The organism is Lacinutrix sp. WUR7 (genome assembly GCF_016864015.1).
Classification (GTDB): domain Bacteria; phylum Bacteroidota; class Bacteroidia; order Flavobacteriales; family Flavobacteriaceae; genus Oceanihabitans.
Genome location: NZ_CP045067.1, coordinates 2,801,997 through 2,822,666 on the forward strand (window position 1 = coordinate 2,801,997; position 20,670 = coordinate 2,822,666).

Consider the following 20,670-nt stretch of genomic DNA (forward strand, 5'->3'; position numbering starts at 1 on the left):
ATTACGATTTGTCAGTTCGAGTGAATTTTATGCTTTTTGAAGCATGAAATTAGTATCGAGAACATTTTTAGTATGCAGAAGTATAAGAAGTTTCTTTCCTGAAATAAATTCTCGATTTTATTTTTTAGATAAAACCACTGTAATAGACGCTGTTTAATTAGAGGTGAAAAAAACACAAGAATTACAAACAAAAAAAAGTCCAACAAAAGTTGGACTAGTTAGTTGCTATTAATCGATTTTGGGGCTAATTATTATTTAAAGCTTCTACAAGTTGGGTTTTCTTGTTTCTACTTAATGGAATTTCATAAGCGCCAACTTCTACATTCTTACTATTAAATCTATCTACCTTATCTAGGTTTACGATATATGATTTATGAATTCTTAAAAACTTACCTTCTGGTAATTCATGTTCAAAAGCTTTCATAGTAGAAAGTACAACCAGACTAGTTTCTTCAGTTACTAATTTTACGTAGTCACCAAGAGCTTCAATCCATTTAATGTCTTTAATATATACTTTACGTTTTTTAAGGTTACTTTTCACAAAAATGTGTTCACCTTCTGCTTCGTTAAAGTCTAATTTTAATTTATGTTGCTCTAGGGCTTTATCTACAGCAGTACTAAATCTTTCTTTTGTGATTGGTTTTTGCAAATAATCTGTTGCATCATAATTAAATGCTTTAAAAGCATACTCTGTTTTACCAGTCACAAAAATAATCTGTGGTTTATTATTTAATACATCCAATAATTCAAATCCATTTAATACAGGCATTTCTATATCTAAGAAAATTAAATCTACTTTGTGTGTATTTAATCCATTTTTAGTTTCAAGAGCACTGCTATATTCTGCTATTAAATTAAGAGAAGAGTGATTTTCTATTAACTTTACAATAGACAGACGTTGTATTGCTGAATCATCAACTACTACACAGTTTAAAGTCATAACATTTATATTTATTCGGTTAAGATATCGACAATAGTACGAATAATTCGGATAAAAACCAAAAAACACCGACTAAATGATTGTTTTAACAAAATATTAACAAATTAAAATGTTTTAAAATTCCTTATAATTTGTTTAAAAATTTGTTGTTCTATTTAAATAAAAGGCTTACTTTTGCACCCAATTTTAACAAATAAATTAGATTTTTATGAATCATTATGAAACTGTTTTCATCTTAAATCCCGTTTTATCTGATACACAGATAAAGGAGACAGTAAAGAAATACGAAGATTTTCTTGTTTCTAAAGGAGCAAAGATGGTATCCAAAGAAGATTGGGGCTTAAAGAAATTAGCTTACCCAATTCAAAACAAAAAAAGTGGATTTTACCACTTATTCGAGTACACTGTAGATGGTGACGTTATTAACCCTTTAGAAGTAGAGTTTAGACGTGATGAGCGTTTTATGCGTTACTTAACTGTATCTTTAGACAAGCACGCGATTTCGTGGGCAGAAAGAAGAAGAGTTAAACTAAAACAAAAAGCATAATTATGGCAAGTACTATAGAACAACAATCTAAAGGAAAAAAAGACGGAGAAATTAGATATTTAACTCCTCTTAATATAGAAACGAACAAGAATAAAAAGTACTGTCGTTTTCAAAAATCTGGAATCAAATATGTTGATTACAAAAATCCAGACTGGTTATTAGGTTTTGTAAACGAGCAAGGTAAAATTTTACCAAGACGTTTAACAGGAACTTCATTAAAATACCAAAGAAAAGTGTCTGTTGCAGTAAAAAGAGCACGTCACTTAGCATTAATGCCTTATGTGGCAGATTTATTAAAATAAAATACTCATAACAATGGAACTTATATTAAAACAAGACGTTGAGAATTTAGGATTTAAAGACGATATTGTAACAGTAAAGAACGGTTATGGTAGAAACTTTTTAATTCCTACAGGTCACGCTGTTATCGCTACTTCTTCTGCAAAGAAAGTTTTAGCTGAAAACATTAAGCAAAGAGCTTATAAAGAAAAGAAAATAATTGACGATGCTAACAAAGTTGCAGATGCACTTAAAGCATTAGAAATTAAAATAGCTGCTAAAGTTGGTACTGGAGACAAATTATTTGGATCTATTAACAACATTAATGTAGCAGAAGCATTAGCTAAAGAAGGACAATCTATTGATAAAAAATTCATTACTGTTACTACAGTAAAACGTTTAGGTAAGTACGATGCTACTATACGTTTACACAGAGAGGTAAGTATTGATTTATCTTTTGAAGTAATTGCTCAAGCTTAAAAAATTATAAATCTTGTTAACAAAACGTTAATAAATTATAACTAGTTATAAAACCACTCTATCTAGAGTGGTTTTTTTTTGTGGTATTTTTAGTTGATATTATATAAGCATATTAATTAATCAAAACCAATATCACAATGAAAAAACTAAGTTTAACAATTACTTTATTGTTAGTTACAGTATGGAGTTTTGCTCAAGTTACTACATCTAACATTAAAGGTCTCATTTTAGAAGACACAGGCCAAACATTATTTGGTGCAAATGTTATTGCTGTACATCAGCCAACTGGAACAAAGTACGGAGCGATAACAAATTTAGATGGACGTTACAATTTGCTAAACCTTCGAGTAGGTGGACCATATCAAGTAACCATAACCTATATAGGTTTTAAAGATCAAATATTTAATGATGTTTACTTAACCTTAGGAAAAACAACAAATATTGATGCCGTAATGGCTACAGATACCGAATCATTAGATGAGGTTATTATTACTACATCCACGTCAGGAACTTTTAGTAGCGATAGAACGGGCGCAGAAACTAGTGTTGGAAGACGTGAATTAACATCGCTGCCAACAATTTCAAGATCTGCAGCCGATTTTACAAGATTAGAGCCTTCGGCTTCTGGTAATTCTTTTGGTGGTAGAAATGACCAATTCAATAATTTCACTTTAGATGGTGCCGTTTTTAATAATCCATTCGGATTAGATGCTGCAACGCCTGGCGGACAAACAGATTCGCAACCAATATCTTTAGATGCTATCGATCAAATTCAGGTGTCATTAGCACCTTATGACGTTACTTTGTCCGGATTTACCGGTGCTGCAGTGAATGCTGTAACTAAAAGTGGAACGAATGAATTTCATGGAACGGTTTACGGTTTTACTAGAAACGAAGACATGACCGGTGGGAAAATTAAAGGAGAAGATGTTATTCAAGCAGATTTAGAACAACAACAATATGGTATAAGTATTGGTGGACCAATTGTTAAAAACAAATTATTCTTCTTCGCTAATTTTGAAAAAGATGAACGTTCCGATTTAGGTACTGCTGGTTATGCGCCTAATACAGGAAGTGGCGCTATTAATGAAACTCGTGTTTTAGAGTCGGATTTATTAATCGTTCAAAATGCCTTATTAGACATCGGATATAATCCAGGTAAATATCAAGGTTTCAATTACAATTCGAACTCTACAAAAGGAATTGTAAAATTCGATTGGAATATTAATGATAATAACCGTTTAGCAGTTATTTATAATTTCTTAAACGCATCTAAAGAAAAACCTGCACATCCATCTGCATTAGGCTTTAGAGGTCCGAGTACAAATACATTACAATTTGAAAATGCAGGTTATGAAATTAATAATAAAATAAAATCGGTACAGGTAGAATTAAATTCTACGTTGCCAAATGATATGACTAATAAATTACAATTTGGTTATACGCATTTTGATGATTTTAGAGATCCGCTTTCCACTCCAGCACCAACGGTAACGATTACTAAAGATGGTTCTAACTACATTATTGCTGGACATGAACCTTTTTCTATTCACAATAAACTAGACCAAAAAGTATTACAGTTTTCTAATAATTTAAATATTGTAAGAGGAGATCATACGTATACGGTTGGTTTTTCTTTTGAAAAATTTGAGTTTGATAATTCCTTTAACTTAGGTGCTTATGGTGCACAAGGGGTTTTCTTTCCAACGACAACCATGGATGACTTTCAAAACTTTGCAGATTCCGGACAATTACAAGCATTATTTAACCAAGCAAACAATGCATATAACAGCTTAGAGTCTAATGGTGATGGTGTTGCTGGAGGATGGACTTTAGCAGAAACAAATGTTGGTCAAGCAGCATTTTATGTGCAAGACGAATGGAATGTAACCGACAACTTTAAATTAACCTATGGGGTACGATTTGATAAACCATTATTTTTCGACACCGCAACCAAAGCACAAGAAGTAATTGATAGAGCGTGTTGTTATGCGCCAGACATTCCGTATTTAAATCCGAATACTGGAGAAACCGTATTTTTAGATAACACTAAAATGCCAACCAATAAAGTATTAATCTCGCCTAGAGTAGGATTTAATTATGATGTTAAAGGCGATAATAGCTTTCAAGTACGTGGTGGAACAGGAGTGTTTACAGGTAGATTACCATTTGTTTGGCTAGGGAACCAAATTGCAAATCCAGAAGTATTCTATTACCAAGTAGTAGATCCAGAATTTAAATTCCCACAAGTATGGAGAACAAATATTGGAACCGATTACAGATTCGAAAATGGTATTGTAGCAACAGGAGATATTTCGTATACTAAAGATATTCATGGTGCACATGTACAAAACTGGGGACTTCGTGATCCTTCCGGAAACTTAAATGCACCAGGAGATACCAGGCCAATCTATACTTCTGGAGATCTTATTAATAATGCGTACGTGTTTACAAATTCAGACAAAGGGCGTATCTGGAATTTCACAGCCAAAGGACAAAAAACATTCGATAATGGTTTATATACTAGTTTAGCGTATAACTATTTAAATGCGAAAGATGTAAACTCTATTGAAGCGGAAATTACTGGTGATGCTTTCGCTTTTAATCCAGTTGTTGGTAATGCAAATGATGACGTATTATCCTATTCTAAATATGGAGATACCCATCGTTTTATTGGTGTTGCTAGTAAAAAGTTTAGCTACGGAAAAGATAAATGGTCCACTACAATCTCTACATTCTTTGAGTATGCGCAAGGCGGACGTTTTAACTACACTTATGGTGGGGATTTAAACGGAGACGGATCGAATCTTAATGATTTACTATACGTACCAACAAGTTCCGAATTACAACAAATGCAATTCTCGGGTGCCGGACAAGCAGAAGCTTATGAAGCTTTCATTCAGCAAGATGATTATTTAAGTGATCGTCGTGGAGATTATGTAGAACGTTATGGCGCTTTAGCTCCATGGAGAGGACGTTGGGATCTTAAATTATTACAAGATTATAAATTTAAAGTAGCTGGAGAGAAAACCAATACCATACAATTAAGTGTCGATGTATTAAACGTAGGAAACTTAATTAGTAGTGATTGGGGACTGGTTCAACAACCAACATCTGTGCAACCAATAGGTGTAGATGTTGACGCTTCAGGTGTACCAACTTATACTTTTACTGGCGTGCAAGAAACTTTTTCTTATGACAGTAGTTTATTATCTAGATGGCAAGCACAATTCGGAGTTAGATACATTTTCTAGTCCGTACGTCACATATATTTTTTAAATTTGCGCTCCTTTTAAGGGGCGCATTTTTTTTAACGCAATTATTTAAAAATATTTCTAATGACATTTATTTATAAACGCTTTCGCGGAAATCAATCTATAAAGCATTTATGTTTCGCATTCCTTTTTATAGCTCTTGTGTCTTGCAAGAACCAAAATACTAATGTTTCTAGTTCAACGGAAGCAGAAAAGGAAACAATTAATAAGTCCGCTTTAATTGAAGCTTTTAAATACCAACCCAATGCAGATCCAATAATAAGTGTGCACCGTGGCGGAAAAAGTATTGCCTTCTATCCGGAAAATGCCATAGAAACCATAGCACATGTGTATCAAAGTATTCCCACTGCTATTTTTGAAATAGATGTCGCAAAAACCAAAGACAACCAATTGGTATTATTACATGATAATACGCTAGATAGAACTTCTACAGGAACCGGAAAGTTAACCGACTATAGATATTCCGAATTAGAAGCTTTTTATTTAGAAGACGATTTTGGAAATGTAACCACTTTTAAAATTCCATTATTTAAAGACGTTTTACAATGGGCAAAAAAGAATAATGTAGTATTAACGGTAGATATCAAACGTAGTGTTTCCGTAGAAACGGTTATAGACGCTATTAGAGATGAAAAGGCAGAAGATGTTTGTCTTATTATCACTTATGATATAGAACAAGCAGAAAAGGCTTACAAAGCTGCTCCGGAGTTGTTGCTATCTGTTTCCGCTAGAAATGAAAAAGAATTAGATTGGTTATTGCATTCTAGTATTCCAACCGAAAACATGTTAGCATTTACAGGAACGCGCTTATCTTCAGAAGCATTTTATAAAAAAGTACAATCCTATGGCATAAAAACCATTTTGGGTACTTTAGGAAACTTAGATAAACAAGCAGCATCCAAAAAAGAGGCACCTTACAAAGTATGGCAAGAAATGGGCGTAGATGTTTTTGCAACCGATAGACCTTTTGCTGCAGCCAAAGCATTAGGAGTAAATAAACAATAATATAGTTACCCTGCTAGGTTTTTATAACCTTGTAGGTATTATAAATAATAATAAATAAAAATTCCCTTTTCTTCCTATCGGCAGAAAGGTTTAAGGGAATGATAATTAGAATTCCGTTCTCACGGAAGCAAAAAAAACTTTTTTTTGATGAAGTATTCTAGACTTACGAAAGAGCAATTTGAAGAATTGCACCCAGAATTTATTAATTTTTTAGCAACACAAACTATTACTGCTGCAGAATGGGATGAAATTAAAACCAGCAAGCCAGAAGTTGCAGAACAAGAATTAGATGTGTTTAGTGATTTGGTTTGGGAAGGTGTTTTAAACAACGCACAATTTATTGAACATATTTCGCCACAACAAATGCATTTGTTTTCTTTAGGTGACGATAAGATGCATGTTATTGCAGTACAAATTAAAAACGGCATTGACATCACCACTAAAGATGGTTTTGACTGGTTACGTGAAAACTTAATGGATGAAAATGTAGAGTTTTTACAAGCTAAAAAAGAATATTCCGAAGATAAGAATAAAGACAAGTTTACCCTTATTCAACAAGGAGGCGTAATCACAAAAGGAGATTTGTATACCTATTTAAATAAGTTGATTAATTAGGGGTAATAGCATGTTATCAATTAAGTAGTCACTTGATTTTGTAACATTTTATTTAATTCATAAGCAAAATACGCTATCCAGCCAAAAATGAATCCGCTGGCTAATCTTTGGGTTAATCCTTTAAAATTAACGGGATCTAATCCTACTAGCATAGACCAGAAATATATAAAAATTACAAAGCCAGAAAGCATGGTTATCTTAAAAAATAATTTGCTTATGTTTTCATTTTTTAATTCGTAGCAAGCAATAAAAGGCAATATCATAAGCGTAAATCCAATACCGTACAATCCATGCATTATGGTTCCCATTGGAAATAAGCCATTAGAAATCATGGAAATTCCAAAAATTGCCAATAAGATACTTGTGGTATAGAATCTCTTAAAGTTAATTACAATGCCATTCGCTAATAAAATACAAGATAATCCAGTTAAAATTGCGCCACTATTAATTATGGCTTTGGCTGTAGTGAAATCGGTAATTGTAATTTCGCTTGCGTGTTGTGTAATTAAATTATAATCTTCAATTAAAAAACCTGCAATAAATACAGGAACGAAAAACAGAATAGGAATTAGTGTAGCTTGCTTTATTAAATATCTCATTTGTTTTTATTGTCTATTTAGTTTGCAAAGAATTAGTAGCACGGTAAATCGGCTAACTAATAGTGTTACACCTTGTTTTATATAGCTTACTCATAACGTAAAGACTCAATAGGATCTAGTTTTGCAGCTTTAAGTGCTGGCATTAAACCAGAAATTACGGCAACTAAAAACGAAATAGCAAAAGCGCTAAACATAGCAAACCAAGGCGTTGTAAAATTAAAATCGGCAAGGGTTGCAACTAGTAGTCCAATTAAAACACCAAAGATAATTCCTAAGATACCTCCTAATTGTCCGATAATTAAGGCTTCCATAAAAAACTGAAAAGCTATCGTTTTCTTTTTGGCTCCTAATGCTTTTCGAACTCCGATTTCTCGTGTTCTTTCGGTTACCGAAACAAAAAGAATATTCATAAGTGCAATAGAAGATCCTAGAATGGTAATGATACTAATAATCCAAGCCGCATATTCTAAATAGATCGTTATAGATCCAATTCTGTTAATTAAGTCGTCACTACGTTCTAATCCGAAATTATTCTCTTCCACAGGATTTAATCCTCTAATATTTCTAAAGGTAAGTATGGCTTGATCTTGAGCACCTTCCAGCATTTCTTTATTTTCTACCATAATACTAATATCATAATTAATATTAGGTAAGGTGAAAATAGAACGTGCATTTTGTATTGGTATAATCACACGCAAATCTTGGTTGTTACCAAAAGTTGCACCTTTAGCTTCTAGGGTTCCAATGACAATAAATTTAACACCTCTAACGCTAATGGTTTTACCAATAGGGTTTACGTTTTCAAACAAGGCTTTATTTAAATCGCTTCCAATAATACAAAGGTTACTATTGTTTTGCACATCAAAGAAATTGAGTTCTCTTCCTGCATCTAATTTTAAACCGGAGTTTTGTATAAAGTTTTCATTAGCACCAATAATGGTAACTTCTGGATCTGTTTTTTTGTTTTCAAATTTTACCTCAGCACCACGCGTTCCTGTAAAAGAAACCGACGTTTTTGTACCAGGGAATTCATAATTATCTTCAAAAGCTTTTACGTTTCTATAGCTAATTATTGGGTTTACTTTTTGTATTTCACCACGACCTCTTCGTTGTGTGGTAAACTCATAACGTTGTATATTGAAGGTGTTCGATCCCATCGATGAAAAATCGCTAGAAATGGTATTCTCAAGAGCCGAAACAGCACTTAAAATACCAACCAAAGCAGTAATACCAATGGCAATAATTAAAACCGTTAAAATGGTACGAAGTAATTGACTTTTAATAGAGTCGAAAGCAATATGTATATTTTCTCTAACTAATCCAAACATGGGTTGTGGTGGTTGTTTTTTAATAAGACTACTAAAACAGGATAAAGTTACTACAAATACCAAATAAACTTCAAAATAATTATGCTTTATATTAAAATTGGTTTGGTATAATTATGATGCTCTTTAAAAATTATGATATTTTTGTCAAGAAATATTGAATTAACCAAGTGTTGTTTTTTTTTTTCTTAAGAAAAAGAAATAGATACTTTAAATGAGATTCCCACTTTCGTGGGAAGTAAACATGGCACAAAAACCAAGCATTCCTAAAGGCACCAGAGATTTTAATCCAGAGCAAGTAGCAAAACGTAATTATATTTTTAATGTAATTAAAACGAATTTTGAACGATTCGGATTTCAACCTATTGAAACACCAAGTTTTGAAAATAGTGATACTTTAATGGGGAAGTATGGCGAAGAAGGCGATAGACTGATTTTTAAGATTTTGAATTCTGGGGATTATTTATCTAAGGTAGATGATGCGCTTTATACTAGTAAAGATTCCACTAAAATAACGACTAAAATTTCTGAAAAAGCCCTTCGTTACGATCTTACCGTACCTTTTGCAAGATACGTGGTACAACACCAAAACGAAATAGAGTTTCCTTTTAAGCGTTACCAAATACAACCAGTTTGGCGTGCAGACAGACCACAAAAAGGAAGGTTTAGAGAGTTTTTTCAATGTGATGCAGATGTGGTTGGTTCTACCTCTTTATTTCAAGAAATAGAATTTATACAATTATACGATGCTGTTTTTTCTGCTTTAAAACTAGAAGGTGTTACAATCAAAATAAATAACCGAAAAATACTTTCTGGTATTGCAGAAGTTATTGGTGCTAGTGATAAACTTATCGATTTTACAGTTGCTTTAGATAAGCTAGATAAAATAGGAGAGGAGAAGGTAAAAGAAGAAATGTTAGGTAAAGGTATTGCGCAAAGCGGAATCGATAAATTACAACCTTTGTTTGGTTTGACTGGAGATTTTGAAAGTCAGATAGAAAGTTTAAAAGGAATTTTAAATACTTCCGAAGAAGGAATAAAAGGTATTGAAGAATTAGAGTTTATAAATAAAGGAATTACTGCTTTAGGTTTAACAACTGCCAAATTACAATTAGATGTTACTTTGGCTCGTGGATTAAATTATTATACCGGAGCAATTTTTGAAGTAGCTGCACCAGAAAACGTGAAAATGGGTTCTATTGGTGGTGGAGGTCGTTATGATGATCTTACAGGGATTTTCGGACTTAAAGACGTGAGTGGTGTTGGTATTAGCTTCGGATTAGATAGAATTTATCTGGTTTTAGAAGAACTTGGATTATTTCCGGATACGGTGAGTAAATCGGTGGATATACTATTTATCAATTTTGGAGATGACGAAGCTTTATTCTGCTTAAAAGCAATAAAAGAATTAAGAAATCAAGGTCTTAATGCCGAATTATATCCGGATAAAATCACCAACGGAAAGCACATGAAAAAGCAAATGAATCATGCTAATAAGCGTAGTATTCCTTTTGTGTGTTTGGTGGGTACCGAAGAAATGAATGCAAATAGCTATACCTTAAAAAATATGGTTTCTGGAGATCAGGTAAAGGTTTCGTTAGAAGATTTAATAGCGTATATAAAGACAGCTTCCTAATTCTAAAATTAGAAAAGTAATAAAATCAAAAAACCCGAAACATTGCTGTTTCGGGTTTTTTTATGGATTAATAAATACTTACATTATCTTATAGCTACTTTTTTGGTAATGCTTCCTAAATCTGTAGTAACCATTAAAATATAATTTCCAGTACTTAAGTGGTTTGTTTGAATTACGGTTTGATCAACTGCGTTTACATTATTAAACTCGTTTATTTGTTGACCAGAAATAGTATATGTTTTTACCGATTTAATATTTTGGTTCCCTATGTTTTTAATAGAGATACTTTGTATGTTGTTATAGTAATTCAATTCCATTTTCGAATTATCTGTAACCTCATCAATACCTAATTCATGTTCGTCTGTGTTATCAAAACTACTAGAATTTGCTGATATTAGATTGCTATTTGAAAACGTCATCACAAAACGGTCTAAGTATTCACCAGCTGGTAAATTTATAGAAAAGCTTAAAGTTTGCTTAATATTGTAATATATATTTGTTTCTGTATCTAAAACACCAATTTGTAAATCTTCAGGAACATTTGAAAGTCCTTCAATAGATATAGTGTTGTTACCACTTGTGCTTGTGTGTATTCCTAAAGGAAGCGTAGTATTCTCATCAATTGTATTTGTACCTTGAATTAAAAATTTTCTATCTTCAATCATCCAATACATATCATCTGCTAGATCTTGATAGTTTCCTGAATCGTAACCTAAATCAATTCCAGATGTGGTATTACTATCTACAGTTACTAATATTTGTCTGTGCATATTCTCTGAAGTGAATCCTAAACGAATTTTCATTCTATCGTCTCCGTCAGAATTATTTTGAGATATTGCATTAAAAGATAAGCAAAGAAGTAAAAAAGCTAGTAGTGATGTTTTAGTCGAATACGTTTCCATAAGTAGGGTTTTTATAGACTCATGGAGGGACTTGAGTGTTAATCTTGGGACAAATTTATGGTGGAATAAAGTGTCTGTAAAAAAAATACTGTAACTAACTTAAAAATTCGATATACTGAAAAAAGGTGCATTTATATCAGTTTAACGACATACTATATAGCGATAAGAAGCCTGAATTTTAATTTTTATTGCAATTAGTATTGACAAAATTGTTTAAAAAGGAAGGGATAATAAGACGCTCTTGAATATGGCTAATAAACTACTAAATTATCTTACAGATACTTTTTTAGTCATGCTTCCAGCATTAGAAGTAAGTAGTAAAATATAATTACCACTATCTAAGTTGTAGGTTTTAATTAATGCTTGGTCAACAGCTTTTATATTTTTAAACTGTTTTATTAATTGCCCCGTTATACTATAAACATAAACAGCTTTTATGTTTTGTTCTCCTATATTTTTAATGGAAATACTTTTTATTTTATTAATATAATTAAGTTCCATTTTGACTTCTTCAGCAATAACTTCGTTTTCAAAATCTGTTTCTATACTTTCTCCGATAACTGGTTCATTTTCTTCTTCGTCATTAGGGGTAGTATTCACAGCATCTTCATTTAAGAATTTTAATTCAAAACGGTTTAAGTATTCCCCAGCATTTAAGTGTATGGTTAAGGCGGTTGTGTTTTTAATATCGTAGTATATATTTGTTTGCTTATCTAAAATTCCTATTTCTAGATCTTCAGGAACATTTTTTAATTCTTCAATAGACATAATGATGTTACCGTTAGTGCTTGTGTGTAAACCAAGAGGTAGAGTAGTGGTAGCATCAATTACATTTGTACCTTGAATTAAAAATTGTCTATTTTCAATCATCCAATACATATCATCTGCATTCGTTTCAAAATTTTCAGCATCATAACCAAAATCAACTCCTGGTGTGCTATTACTATCTACAGTTACTAATATTTGTCGGTGTAAGTTATTGGGAGAGGTAAAGCCTAAACGGATTTTCATTCTATCGTCTTCATCCGAATTATTCTGACAGAATACAGCATTAGATAATAGAAGAAATAAAAATAGGAGTAGAGATACTTTATTCGAATAGGTCTTCATGCAAAAGGTTGTTTTAACTCGTGAAAGAACTTAAGTATTAGTCTTGTAACAAATCTATGACCTAATGAAGGGTTTAAAAAAAAATATGCTATAACTAACTTAAAAACTCGACATACCGATTAAAGGTGTCATTTTTAAGGATTAACCGTATGATTTTTACTGATAAGTACCTGAATTTTAATTACTAAATATATTAATATTGGTATAACTGCCTAGAAAGGGGAAGATAGAAGACTCTGCCGAATATAATAATATATCTAAAAGGCACTCTTTATTAAACATAAAAAAACCCAAAACATGACGTTTTGGGTTTTAACAAAGTTTAGTTAAAGTGAATAGTAGATTTGGGGCCTATATTTATTTAACTAAGACTTTTTTAGAGATTTTACCAATCTCTGTTTTAAGGGTAATGATATATGCACCAGAACTTAGGTTTTTGGTTTTAAGTGCGATGTAGCTTTCGTTAGTAGCTTCATCATAACTGTAAACTTCTTGTCCAAGCATATTAATAATTTTAGCTTGATCAATCTGAATATTTTTAGGGTTATTAATAATCATACTATCTATATCATTAGCAAAGTATGCTTCCAGATTATATATTTCTGATTCCTCTATGCTTAAAGCTTGATCTGTGAACGTAATTTCAAAACGATCTAAGTATGCACCAGCTGGTAAGTCTATTTCAAAATCACCATTTCTTAAATTGCTATACGTATCTAATGTTTTATCATGTACGTATATTTGTAAATCTTCTGGAAAGTTAATAAGTGCATCAATTTTAAAAGTATTGATTCCGCTTACGTTAGTTTTTATTCCTAATGGAAGAATAGTAGATTCGTTAACCGTATTCGTTCCTTGAATTACAAATTTTTCATCTTCTATCATCCAGAACATATCTGCAGATTGATCATCTTTATTAATGGCATCAAAACCAAAGTCAATTAGATTTGTTGCACGATCATCTCTTGTAACCAATAGTTGTCTCTTATAGGTGTTTGAAGTATTAAAGCTTATTCTCATTTTTAATCTGTCATCTACTTCATTATTGGTGGTTCTATTAGCAGTATCTTGACTTGTTCTAATAAACACAGAAGATGCACCTTCTTTTTGAAAAGCTCTTTGGTTGTTTTTAAAATCGATAGTTCCATTGCTTTCACCTATAACAAAGAAACCTTGTGCCACTGGAATATATCTTCCAGGTTCTTTTAAACCAGTTCCTCCAGACAGATCTGAACCACCAGTAGTATAATCGTATTGTAAAGCAGCCACACCACCAGCTAGATTATAAACGGCATATCCACCTTGATACTCTATGGTGTTATGTGTACCACCTCCAAAATGCTCCCAGTAGTATATAGAACCGGTAGTATTTGTATTTGCTAATATAAATGTGTCTGCGTCCATAGCAGAAGCATAAGGATTACCAATTAAATAATCATTTCCAGCATTTATATTAAGCGTGATATCCCCATTGTTTGGTTTCCCTTCTATGGTATAGTTTTGTTGTAAACTTACGTTTTCACCGGTATTTGCAACACCTTTCATTGTAAATCCTTCTCCAGGAAGTAGGCTTCCTGTATTTCTAATATGTTGCCATGAAGCATAATCTTGAGAAGTTCTATTGCTAAACTTCCAAATCCAGTAATGAGCAATACCAATAGGAGTACCATTAGAACCATTATAACCAGATACAAAATTCATATTAACGGGAGCAAGGGGATTAGAACCATCTTTAAATATGTTATCATTTAAGGTATAGCTGTTATTATTCGATGTGGTGTTACTAACTCCAACAGGAGAAGACCAATAGTTATACGTGAAATAATCCTCGGTACCTTGTTGGTCTTTTTCAAGAGTACCAGCACTAGTAACATTTAGATCACTATCTTCTGTTTGGATAAGTTGTGATTCTCCTTGTAAATCTATTTTTCCGTCTAGATTTAAGAAATGCGAAACGGTTAAACCGTTACCTGTACTAGAAGTATTATCTCCGTTAACAGTAAGTTTGTTTGCATCTACAAATAAACCTAATACTGATCTATTTTCATTATTAGCACTAGGTAAACTTGCATTATCCATAGTAACGTTATGATTTGTTACTACAATATTCCAATCTACCGTTTTGGTGTTATCTACTAAAGAAGCAGTTCCTGGAATAGTTTGCACATTACCATTTAACCAAGTAGCATTCGTATTCCAATCGCCATTTGCATTTGACATATATGGAAGTGGAGCCGTTTGGTGATCTACAGTTCTTAAATTTTTAAGAGCACCTTGATGTCCTTTTCCAGAATTATCTTTTGTGTTTGTATATGTATATGTAGACATTGGGTAGTATCCTTCTAAATCATTCCAAGGAATTACAGCAATATCATTTTTAGTAGGATGGATGCTATTATCTACAAAGTATTTCCCAGCAGAAAAACTAGCATTATCATCAATTTCTTGATTCATAATAAATCGTAATTGATTTTCTGTTAAAGCAGTATTCCAAACACGAACTTCATCAATATTACCATTAAAGAAATCTTCAGGAGTATTTTTTGCTGCAGCACCTATAAAGAACGAATGATTTGTATCTATAGGGGCACTTTTATTTGCTGAAGTATCTGCAACACCATCAATATACAACGTTGCTTTTGTGCCATCGTAAATAACGGCTAGTTGATGCCATTCGTTATTCGGAATTGCAACAGAAGATGTTAAGCTTTGTTTTATTCCAGAAGCATTATACCAGGACATTTCAAATCGTCCAATACTATTTATTTTGAAATCATAACCTTCCGTATATCCAAGAACAATAATTTTTTCATTTCGTTTAGAAAGTATTGATTTGTTATTCGATCCAGCTTTTTTATTTATCCAAGCAGATACTGTAAACCCAGTAGGATCTAAATCTAAATTATCTTCTATATCCACATAGTTTTGATCGGATGGATTGAAATATATAGAACGTTTAAAAGTACGTTCTGGAGCCCATCCAAAGGTGATATATTCTGTACCATCAAAATCATAATCGGCATATAATTTACCACCTACTTCTTTCATTACTCTATAATCTGCAGTAGGATCAAAAACACCGGTTTGAGATATAAACATTAAATAATTTCCGTCTGGTGGCGTAGCAGTTCGAACACTGTTTACAGGTATAGAAACTTCCACTCTAGGAATATCTCCATTAACTTCAACTACTTTCCAGATACGAGGAATAGCAGTAAAGCTAACTTCTGTTGTTAAAGAAGCATCTGCAATATTTGCACTCATGTCTACCGTTATATTCATTGCTGCTCCATTAATATCTGCATTATTATTTCCCCACATTAAAAATTGTCTATTTGCTAAAGCAGTAGTATTCGCAATGTTTTCATTATTTGTTTCATGGGTACTTGTAAGTGCCATAGTAAGGAAACCACTTGTTGGACCAATACCATCTGCTTCATCATTTTGACTTCTAGATTGTCTTTGATCTAATAGCGAAGCATCATCACGACCAATTCCTGCAATATCATAATTATGACCAGAATTAGTGCTTGTATTCCATATCACATTGCCTTGAGAATCTATGTAATTGGCATCGTTTAAGCGATGATCTGATAAGGTACTTGCATCGTCTTGTAAGGTTACTCCGTATTTTACAGCTAAATAACTTTGTATTTTTTGTTGACTAATCGCTGAATTTGGAGAGGTATAGGATATGATTTCGGTAATCATTCCATTCATTTGTGAGGATGTTCTTCCGGCAATACTACTTCTTCCTATTCCTAATAAATATTGTAAGTTATTGAATTCATTAAAATTTAAATCATCGCCACTACCAGCTTTTCCTGTAGTATTATCAATACGTTTTCCGTTTTTATAAATTTCGGTAGAAGTACCAGCTGCATTTGTTTTCACATTTACAATTAACGGATGATTGCTATACGTGTCAGAAGTCGTAGAATACGATCGTCCGTAAGAGGTTTCATTTGGTGAACCTGATTGTGGAAAGGAACTAATGGTATGGGATAGGATTTCATTGTCATATCTAGCAGAAGTACTTCCCATTCCTAAACCTGTAGCATCTTCGTGATATGCTTCGTCAGAGAAACGACCTCCAATAACAAACTCTCTTCCTGGAGATAAATCACCAGTATCTGTAGCTATCTCATCATCACTTCTAAAAACAGCATAGTAATCTTGAGCAAAATAACCACCTTTCCCTTGCATGTATTCTAAGTTGTTATGATTAAAATCGGCAACAGGGTTGTAATTCATATTACGACTCCCATTATCTCTAAAAGTAGGAGCTAAAGCAGTAGAAGCATAGGCATCCTCTTTATCTAGATTGGTGTCATAAGCTTGATCTTCCCAGTTTGTTAATTTGTTTCCATCGGTTGCTGTAATACCAACATTAGATTTTAACCATAACCTTAAGTTATTCGTAATATTGGCAGGAGCAATAGAAGCATCAGATAATGCAGTAATAGGATTTGCTTCAATTAAAACATTGTCAAATGCGACACCTTCTCTGGTACTACTACCGTTTGATTTAAATTGTACTTTAAATCTAACATTAGCTATGTTTGAAAAAGTAGCATTAGATAACTCTATAGATGCTCTTTCAAATTGACTATGAGGATTAAACGCCGGATTAGCTGTATGTCCATCATCATTCCAGCCATCAGAACCTAATGCGGTAACATTATCTTGGTACCATTTTGTACCATCACCACTAGAACCTAGCGTTGTAAAAGCACCATTATTAATAGAATATAAAATACGCATACCATCGGTATTGTTCTGGGTGTTGTATTTAAGATCTATACTAAATTTTAAATCTTTTAATCCGGATAAATTAATAATCGGACTTTGTATTTCTATATCGGTATTGTTGTTATAATTCGCATAGCTTGAATTTCTCCAGAAAGAACCTTCAGCCATTTCATCTGTAGTGGTAAAACTATCTGTCCAAACCCAAGAATCATTGGTTGTGGTTACATTTGTCCAAGCCCCATTATTAGCATCAAAATTCTCATAATAGGCAGTATATAATGGAGGAACACTGTTTGCTACTCCTTCTACCGTAAATGTGTATGTGTTTTCATTACTGTCGTTATTATTTACGGTTATTATAGAAGTAATTGTTCCAGCAGATGTTGGAGCAAATTGTACCGTAAATGTAGTAGATGATCCAGGTGCTACTGTAGTTGCTGGAGGTGTTAGAATGGAAAATATACCATTACTACTTGTTACGGATGTAATGTTTAAAGTAGCTGTTCCTGAATTTTCAATAGTAAATGTACGTACTATTGTGTTTTCGGTAAAAGTATCTCCAAATTCTGTAAAATCTGATGTTGAAGGTGTGCTATCTCCGTCATTTATATTGTTACCGTTACCTACAATATTGATTTCTGGTTCAGGAGCATTTCCGGTACCTTGTATTCTAAAGTTGTATGGGTTTTCGTTACTATCATCATTATCTATAGAAATGTCTGCGGTAACAGTTCCTCCAACAGTAGGAGCAAAGCGTACTACAAAAGTACTACTGCTACCAACAGCTATCGTATTTCCACTAGGTGGTGTAAGAATGGTAAACGCTGCATTACCCGTAATATCTATTAAAGGAGAACCACCTGTTAAGTTTAAAGGTAATGTTCCTGTGTTATGGATAGTAAATGTATGATCTAAAGTTAAACCTGTTCCTATAGAACCAAATTCTGTATCATCTGAAGCTACTGGTGTAGTATCTCCATCATTTATCGTGTTTCCGTTACCTGTAATATTGATTTCTGGTGCTGGAACATGTCCAGTACCTTGCACTCTAAAATTGTATGGGTTTTCATTACTATCATCATTATCTATAGAAATGTTAGCTGTAACTATACCACCAACAGTAGGAGCAAAGCGTACTACAAAAGTTCTACTGCTACCAGCAGCTATCGTATTTCCTCCAGGTTGTGTAAGTATGGTAAATGCTGCATTACCTGTTATGTCTACTAAAGCAGAACCACCTGTTAAGTTTAAAGGCAATGTTCCTGTATTATGTATAGTAAATGTATGATCTGAAGTAGAGCCTGTTTCTACAGTGCCAAATTCTGTGTCGTCTGCTATTACTGGCGTAGTATCTCCGTCGTTTATGGTATTACCTAGACCTGTAATATTGATTTCCGGTTGTGGAGTATTGGCTATTACATTAATGGTATAATCTTCTACTTCTCCATCAAATCCAGTATCGCAACTATTTGCTGATGATCCAAATTTAGTAGAAACACGCATTCTTATATTTCCTAAAGCAGCAGATAATGGGATAGTAATAGATAAAGGCGATAATGAAGTTGCTCCATTATTTGTATTCGATGCAGTTCCTAAATAATAAGATTCTCCAGCATCGTCAAAATCATAATCTTGATTCCAATCTATCCAAACATTAGTATATGTTGTATAATTTCCATCTGTATTTGCGTTTACTGTTAAATCATAAGAATTTCCTTGATTTACAGTTGTTGAAATAGAAGTAAAATCTGAATAGTCATTATATTCCCTTGGCGTAGCATTGTTAATGGTATTAAAATCAACTAAGCGAGTTCCCGTTCTAAAGGAGTTAGTTCCATTAGAAGCACAATAAGTAGGTGTAGGAGGAGTACTAGTTAATCCTGCTAAGTCAATAATTTGAATTTCATGCGCCATGGTGTTTCCACTTCGATGTGACCAATGTGCTGCTTGCGTTGTAGATTTTAGATAGTAATTTCTCCAACCTCTGGCATAAGCTGCACCACCACCGCTTGACCTTGAAGAGCCTACAATAAGAGCTTGGTTCGTGTTTGTTAAACCCGCTGAAGTGATATTTATAGTAGTTTCTCCAGCTGTGTTTGCAGTATTTTGATATCTAGTAACATTTAAATCGGCATTCGATAAAACATGTACAAATTGTCTATTGGTACCTGCCGAATCATGATTTGCGTCAAATTCCCAATCTACTCTTTGTCTGTTATTTCCTGGATCCATTATTGGCCAGTTATCGGAAATGGCATCATTGGAGCCGCTTGCTCCAGTATCTCCTATATGATGACTAAAAATAATAGCTTCATCCCAATCACTTACATTAGTTGCTGTTCCGGTTCCATTGGCGTTGTCTCTTAAAGTTATCGTCCCTGTGTCTGCAGATTTATTTCCAGAATCTCCATGTAAAACCGTCCAATTAACTCCTGTAAATTCTACTAGTGTAATATAAACCGTTACGTTATTATTATTAGAACCTTTAAGTACGTTTAATGTGTTGCTGTTTTGTAAATAAGCTATTGCGGTACCAGAGTCTGCATCTTCAGATGTTGCATTATTTAGGATCCCTGTAATAAACGGAATACATTTTTCAGCATTTGTAATACCAGATATAGCTTGTGTAGCACTATTAGTTCCACCATTAAGGTTAACAGTATATCGCCCTCTAACAATCATTTCGTTATCTCCACCAGCAGTACCAATATAATCCCAAATAGAAGTATTGAAACGCATATTTGAGGTTGAAGAACTGGATTCTCTATAATAGCTAAGGGTGTTCGTTCCTGTTAAAACTCTTGCTCCAGCTACATCATCACTAGAAAGATTACCGCCATTCCCATTTTGACCTGCATTAGTTTTTCTATTGTTATTGGCAAGCGCTACCGCATTGTTTAAAGAAGAAACTGCGGTGAATGAGGTGTTAGTATCTCCACTTCTTGATACATCATCTTGAAGATGTTGCACGTTGAAATCTTGCGAAAAAGAGTAACTTGAAAATATAAGTACAGTTAAAAGTAACAAGTACTTCTGTACAAGAATAGTAATATTTTTCATAAGTAGATTAATTTTAGTTTGGGACTAAATAATTAAGGTTACAAATATAGATAGAACATCTTTAAAACGCAAATTTATTCGATGAAATGCACTTTTGGGATGTCGGTTAATGGTTTTTATAAGCAATAAAAAAGCTGAAATTTTA

13 protein-coding genes are annotated in these 20,670 nt (G+C 33.0%); 7 read left to right on the forward strand and 6 right to left on the reverse strand.

The window, feature by feature from the left end; translation table 11 throughout:
• Positions 1-244 precede the first annotated feature (244 nt).
• Positions 245-940, reverse strand: coding sequence for a LytTR family DNA-binding domain-containing protein (locus tag FG167_RS12280; protein ID WP_055442300.1), 696 nt, complete (start codon positions 938-940; stop codon positions 245-247).
• A gap of 208 nt (positions 941-1,148) precedes the next feature.
• Here FG167_RS12280 and rpsF point away from each other — a divergent pair, with 208 nt between their 5' ends.
• The 6 genes from rpsF to FG167_RS12310 all read left to right on the forward strand — a co-directional run bounded on the left by rpsF (position 1,149) and on the right by FG167_RS12310 (position 7,141).
• The gene (gene rpsF / locus FG167_RS12285) at positions 1,149-1,487 is read left to right on the forward strand and encodes a 30S ribosomal protein S6 (protein ID WP_055442299.1); all 339 of its coding nucleotides are present in this window, start codon (positions 1,149-1,151) and stop codon (positions 1,485-1,487) included.
• Positions 1,488-1,489: 2 nt separating this feature from the next.
• Positions 1,490-1,789 (forward strand): 30S ribosomal protein S18, encoded by a 300-nt coding sequence (rpsR, locus tag FG167_RS12290; protein ID WP_055442298.1) that lies wholly within the window; start codon positions 1,490-1,492, stop codon positions 1,787-1,789.
• Positions 1,790-1,802: 13 nt separating this feature from the next.
• Complete coding sequence (gene rplI / locus FG167_RS12295) at positions 1,803-2,246, forward strand: 50S ribosomal protein L9 (protein ID WP_203458540.1); 444 nt, start codon at positions 1,803-1,805, stop codon at positions 2,244-2,246.
• A gap of 137 nt (positions 2,247-2,383) precedes the next feature.
• Positions 2,384-5,500 carry a TonB-dependent receptor domain-containing protein gene (locus tag FG167_RS12300; RefSeq protein ID WP_203458541.1) on the forward strand — a complete coding sequence of 1,039 codons (3,117 nt, stop codon included), beginning with the start codon at positions 2,384-2,386 and terminating at the stop codon, positions 5,498-5,500.
• Positions 5,501-5,584: 84 nt separating this feature from the next.
• Entirely contained in the window at positions 5,585-6,526 is a 942-nt protein-coding gene (locus tag FG167_RS12305; protein ID WP_203458542.1) for a glycerophosphodiester phosphodiesterase family protein, read from the forward strand.
• A gap of 147 nt (positions 6,527-6,673) precedes the next feature.
• Positions 6,674-7,141: a DUF6495 family protein gene (locus FG167_RS12310; protein WP_203458543.1), complete on the forward strand. Its 468-nt coding sequence runs from the start codon at positions 6,674-6,676 to the stop codon at positions 7,139-7,141.
• 20 nt (positions 7,142-7,161) lie between these two features.
• Here the strand turns inward: FG167_RS12310 and FG167_RS12315 are convergent, their stop codons facing one another.
• Positions 7,162-7,740: a DUF998 domain-containing protein gene (locus FG167_RS12315; protein ID WP_203458544.1), complete on the reverse strand. Its 579-nt coding sequence runs from the start codon at positions 7,738-7,740 to the stop codon at positions 7,162-7,164.
• An 86-nt stretch (positions 7,741-7,826) separates the two neighbouring features.
• Complete coding sequence (locus tag FG167_RS12320; protein WP_203458545.1) at positions 7,827-9,068, reverse strand: ABC transporter permease; 1,242 nt, start codon at positions 9,066-9,068, stop codon at positions 7,827-7,829.
• Between the two features lie 241 nt (positions 9,069-9,309).
• Here FG167_RS12320 and hisS point away from each other — a divergent pair, with 241 nt between their 5' ends.
• The gene (gene hisS / locus FG167_RS12325) at positions 9,310-10,701 is read left to right on the forward strand and encodes a histidine--tRNA ligase (protein ID WP_203461110.1); all 1,392 of its coding nucleotides are present in this window, start codon (positions 9,310-9,312) and stop codon (positions 10,699-10,701) included.
• 83 nt (positions 10,702-10,784) lie between these two features.
• Here hisS and FG167_RS12330 read toward each other — a convergent pair whose 3' ends face one another.
• The 3 genes from FG167_RS12330 to FG167_RS12340 form a co-directional block, all read right to left on the reverse strand.
• Positions 10,785-11,603, reverse strand: a complete 819-nt coding sequence (locus tag FG167_RS12330) for a T9SS type A sorting domain-containing protein (protein ID WP_203458546.1) — start codon at positions 11,601-11,603, stop codon at positions 10,785-10,787.
• 267 nt (positions 11,604-11,870) lie between these two features.
• The gene (locus FG167_RS12335; RefSeq protein ID WP_203458547.1) at positions 11,871-12,713 is read right to left on the reverse strand and encodes a T9SS type A sorting domain-containing protein; all 843 of its coding nucleotides are present in this window, start codon (positions 12,711-12,713) and stop codon (positions 11,871-11,873) included.
• A 357-nt stretch (positions 12,714-13,070) separates the two neighbouring features.
• Entirely contained in the window at positions 13,071-20,525 is a 7,455-nt protein-coding gene (locus tag FG167_RS12340; RefSeq protein ID WP_203458548.1) for a choice-of-anchor D domain-containing protein, read from the reverse strand.
• Positions 20,526-20,670: the final 145 nt, after the last annotated feature.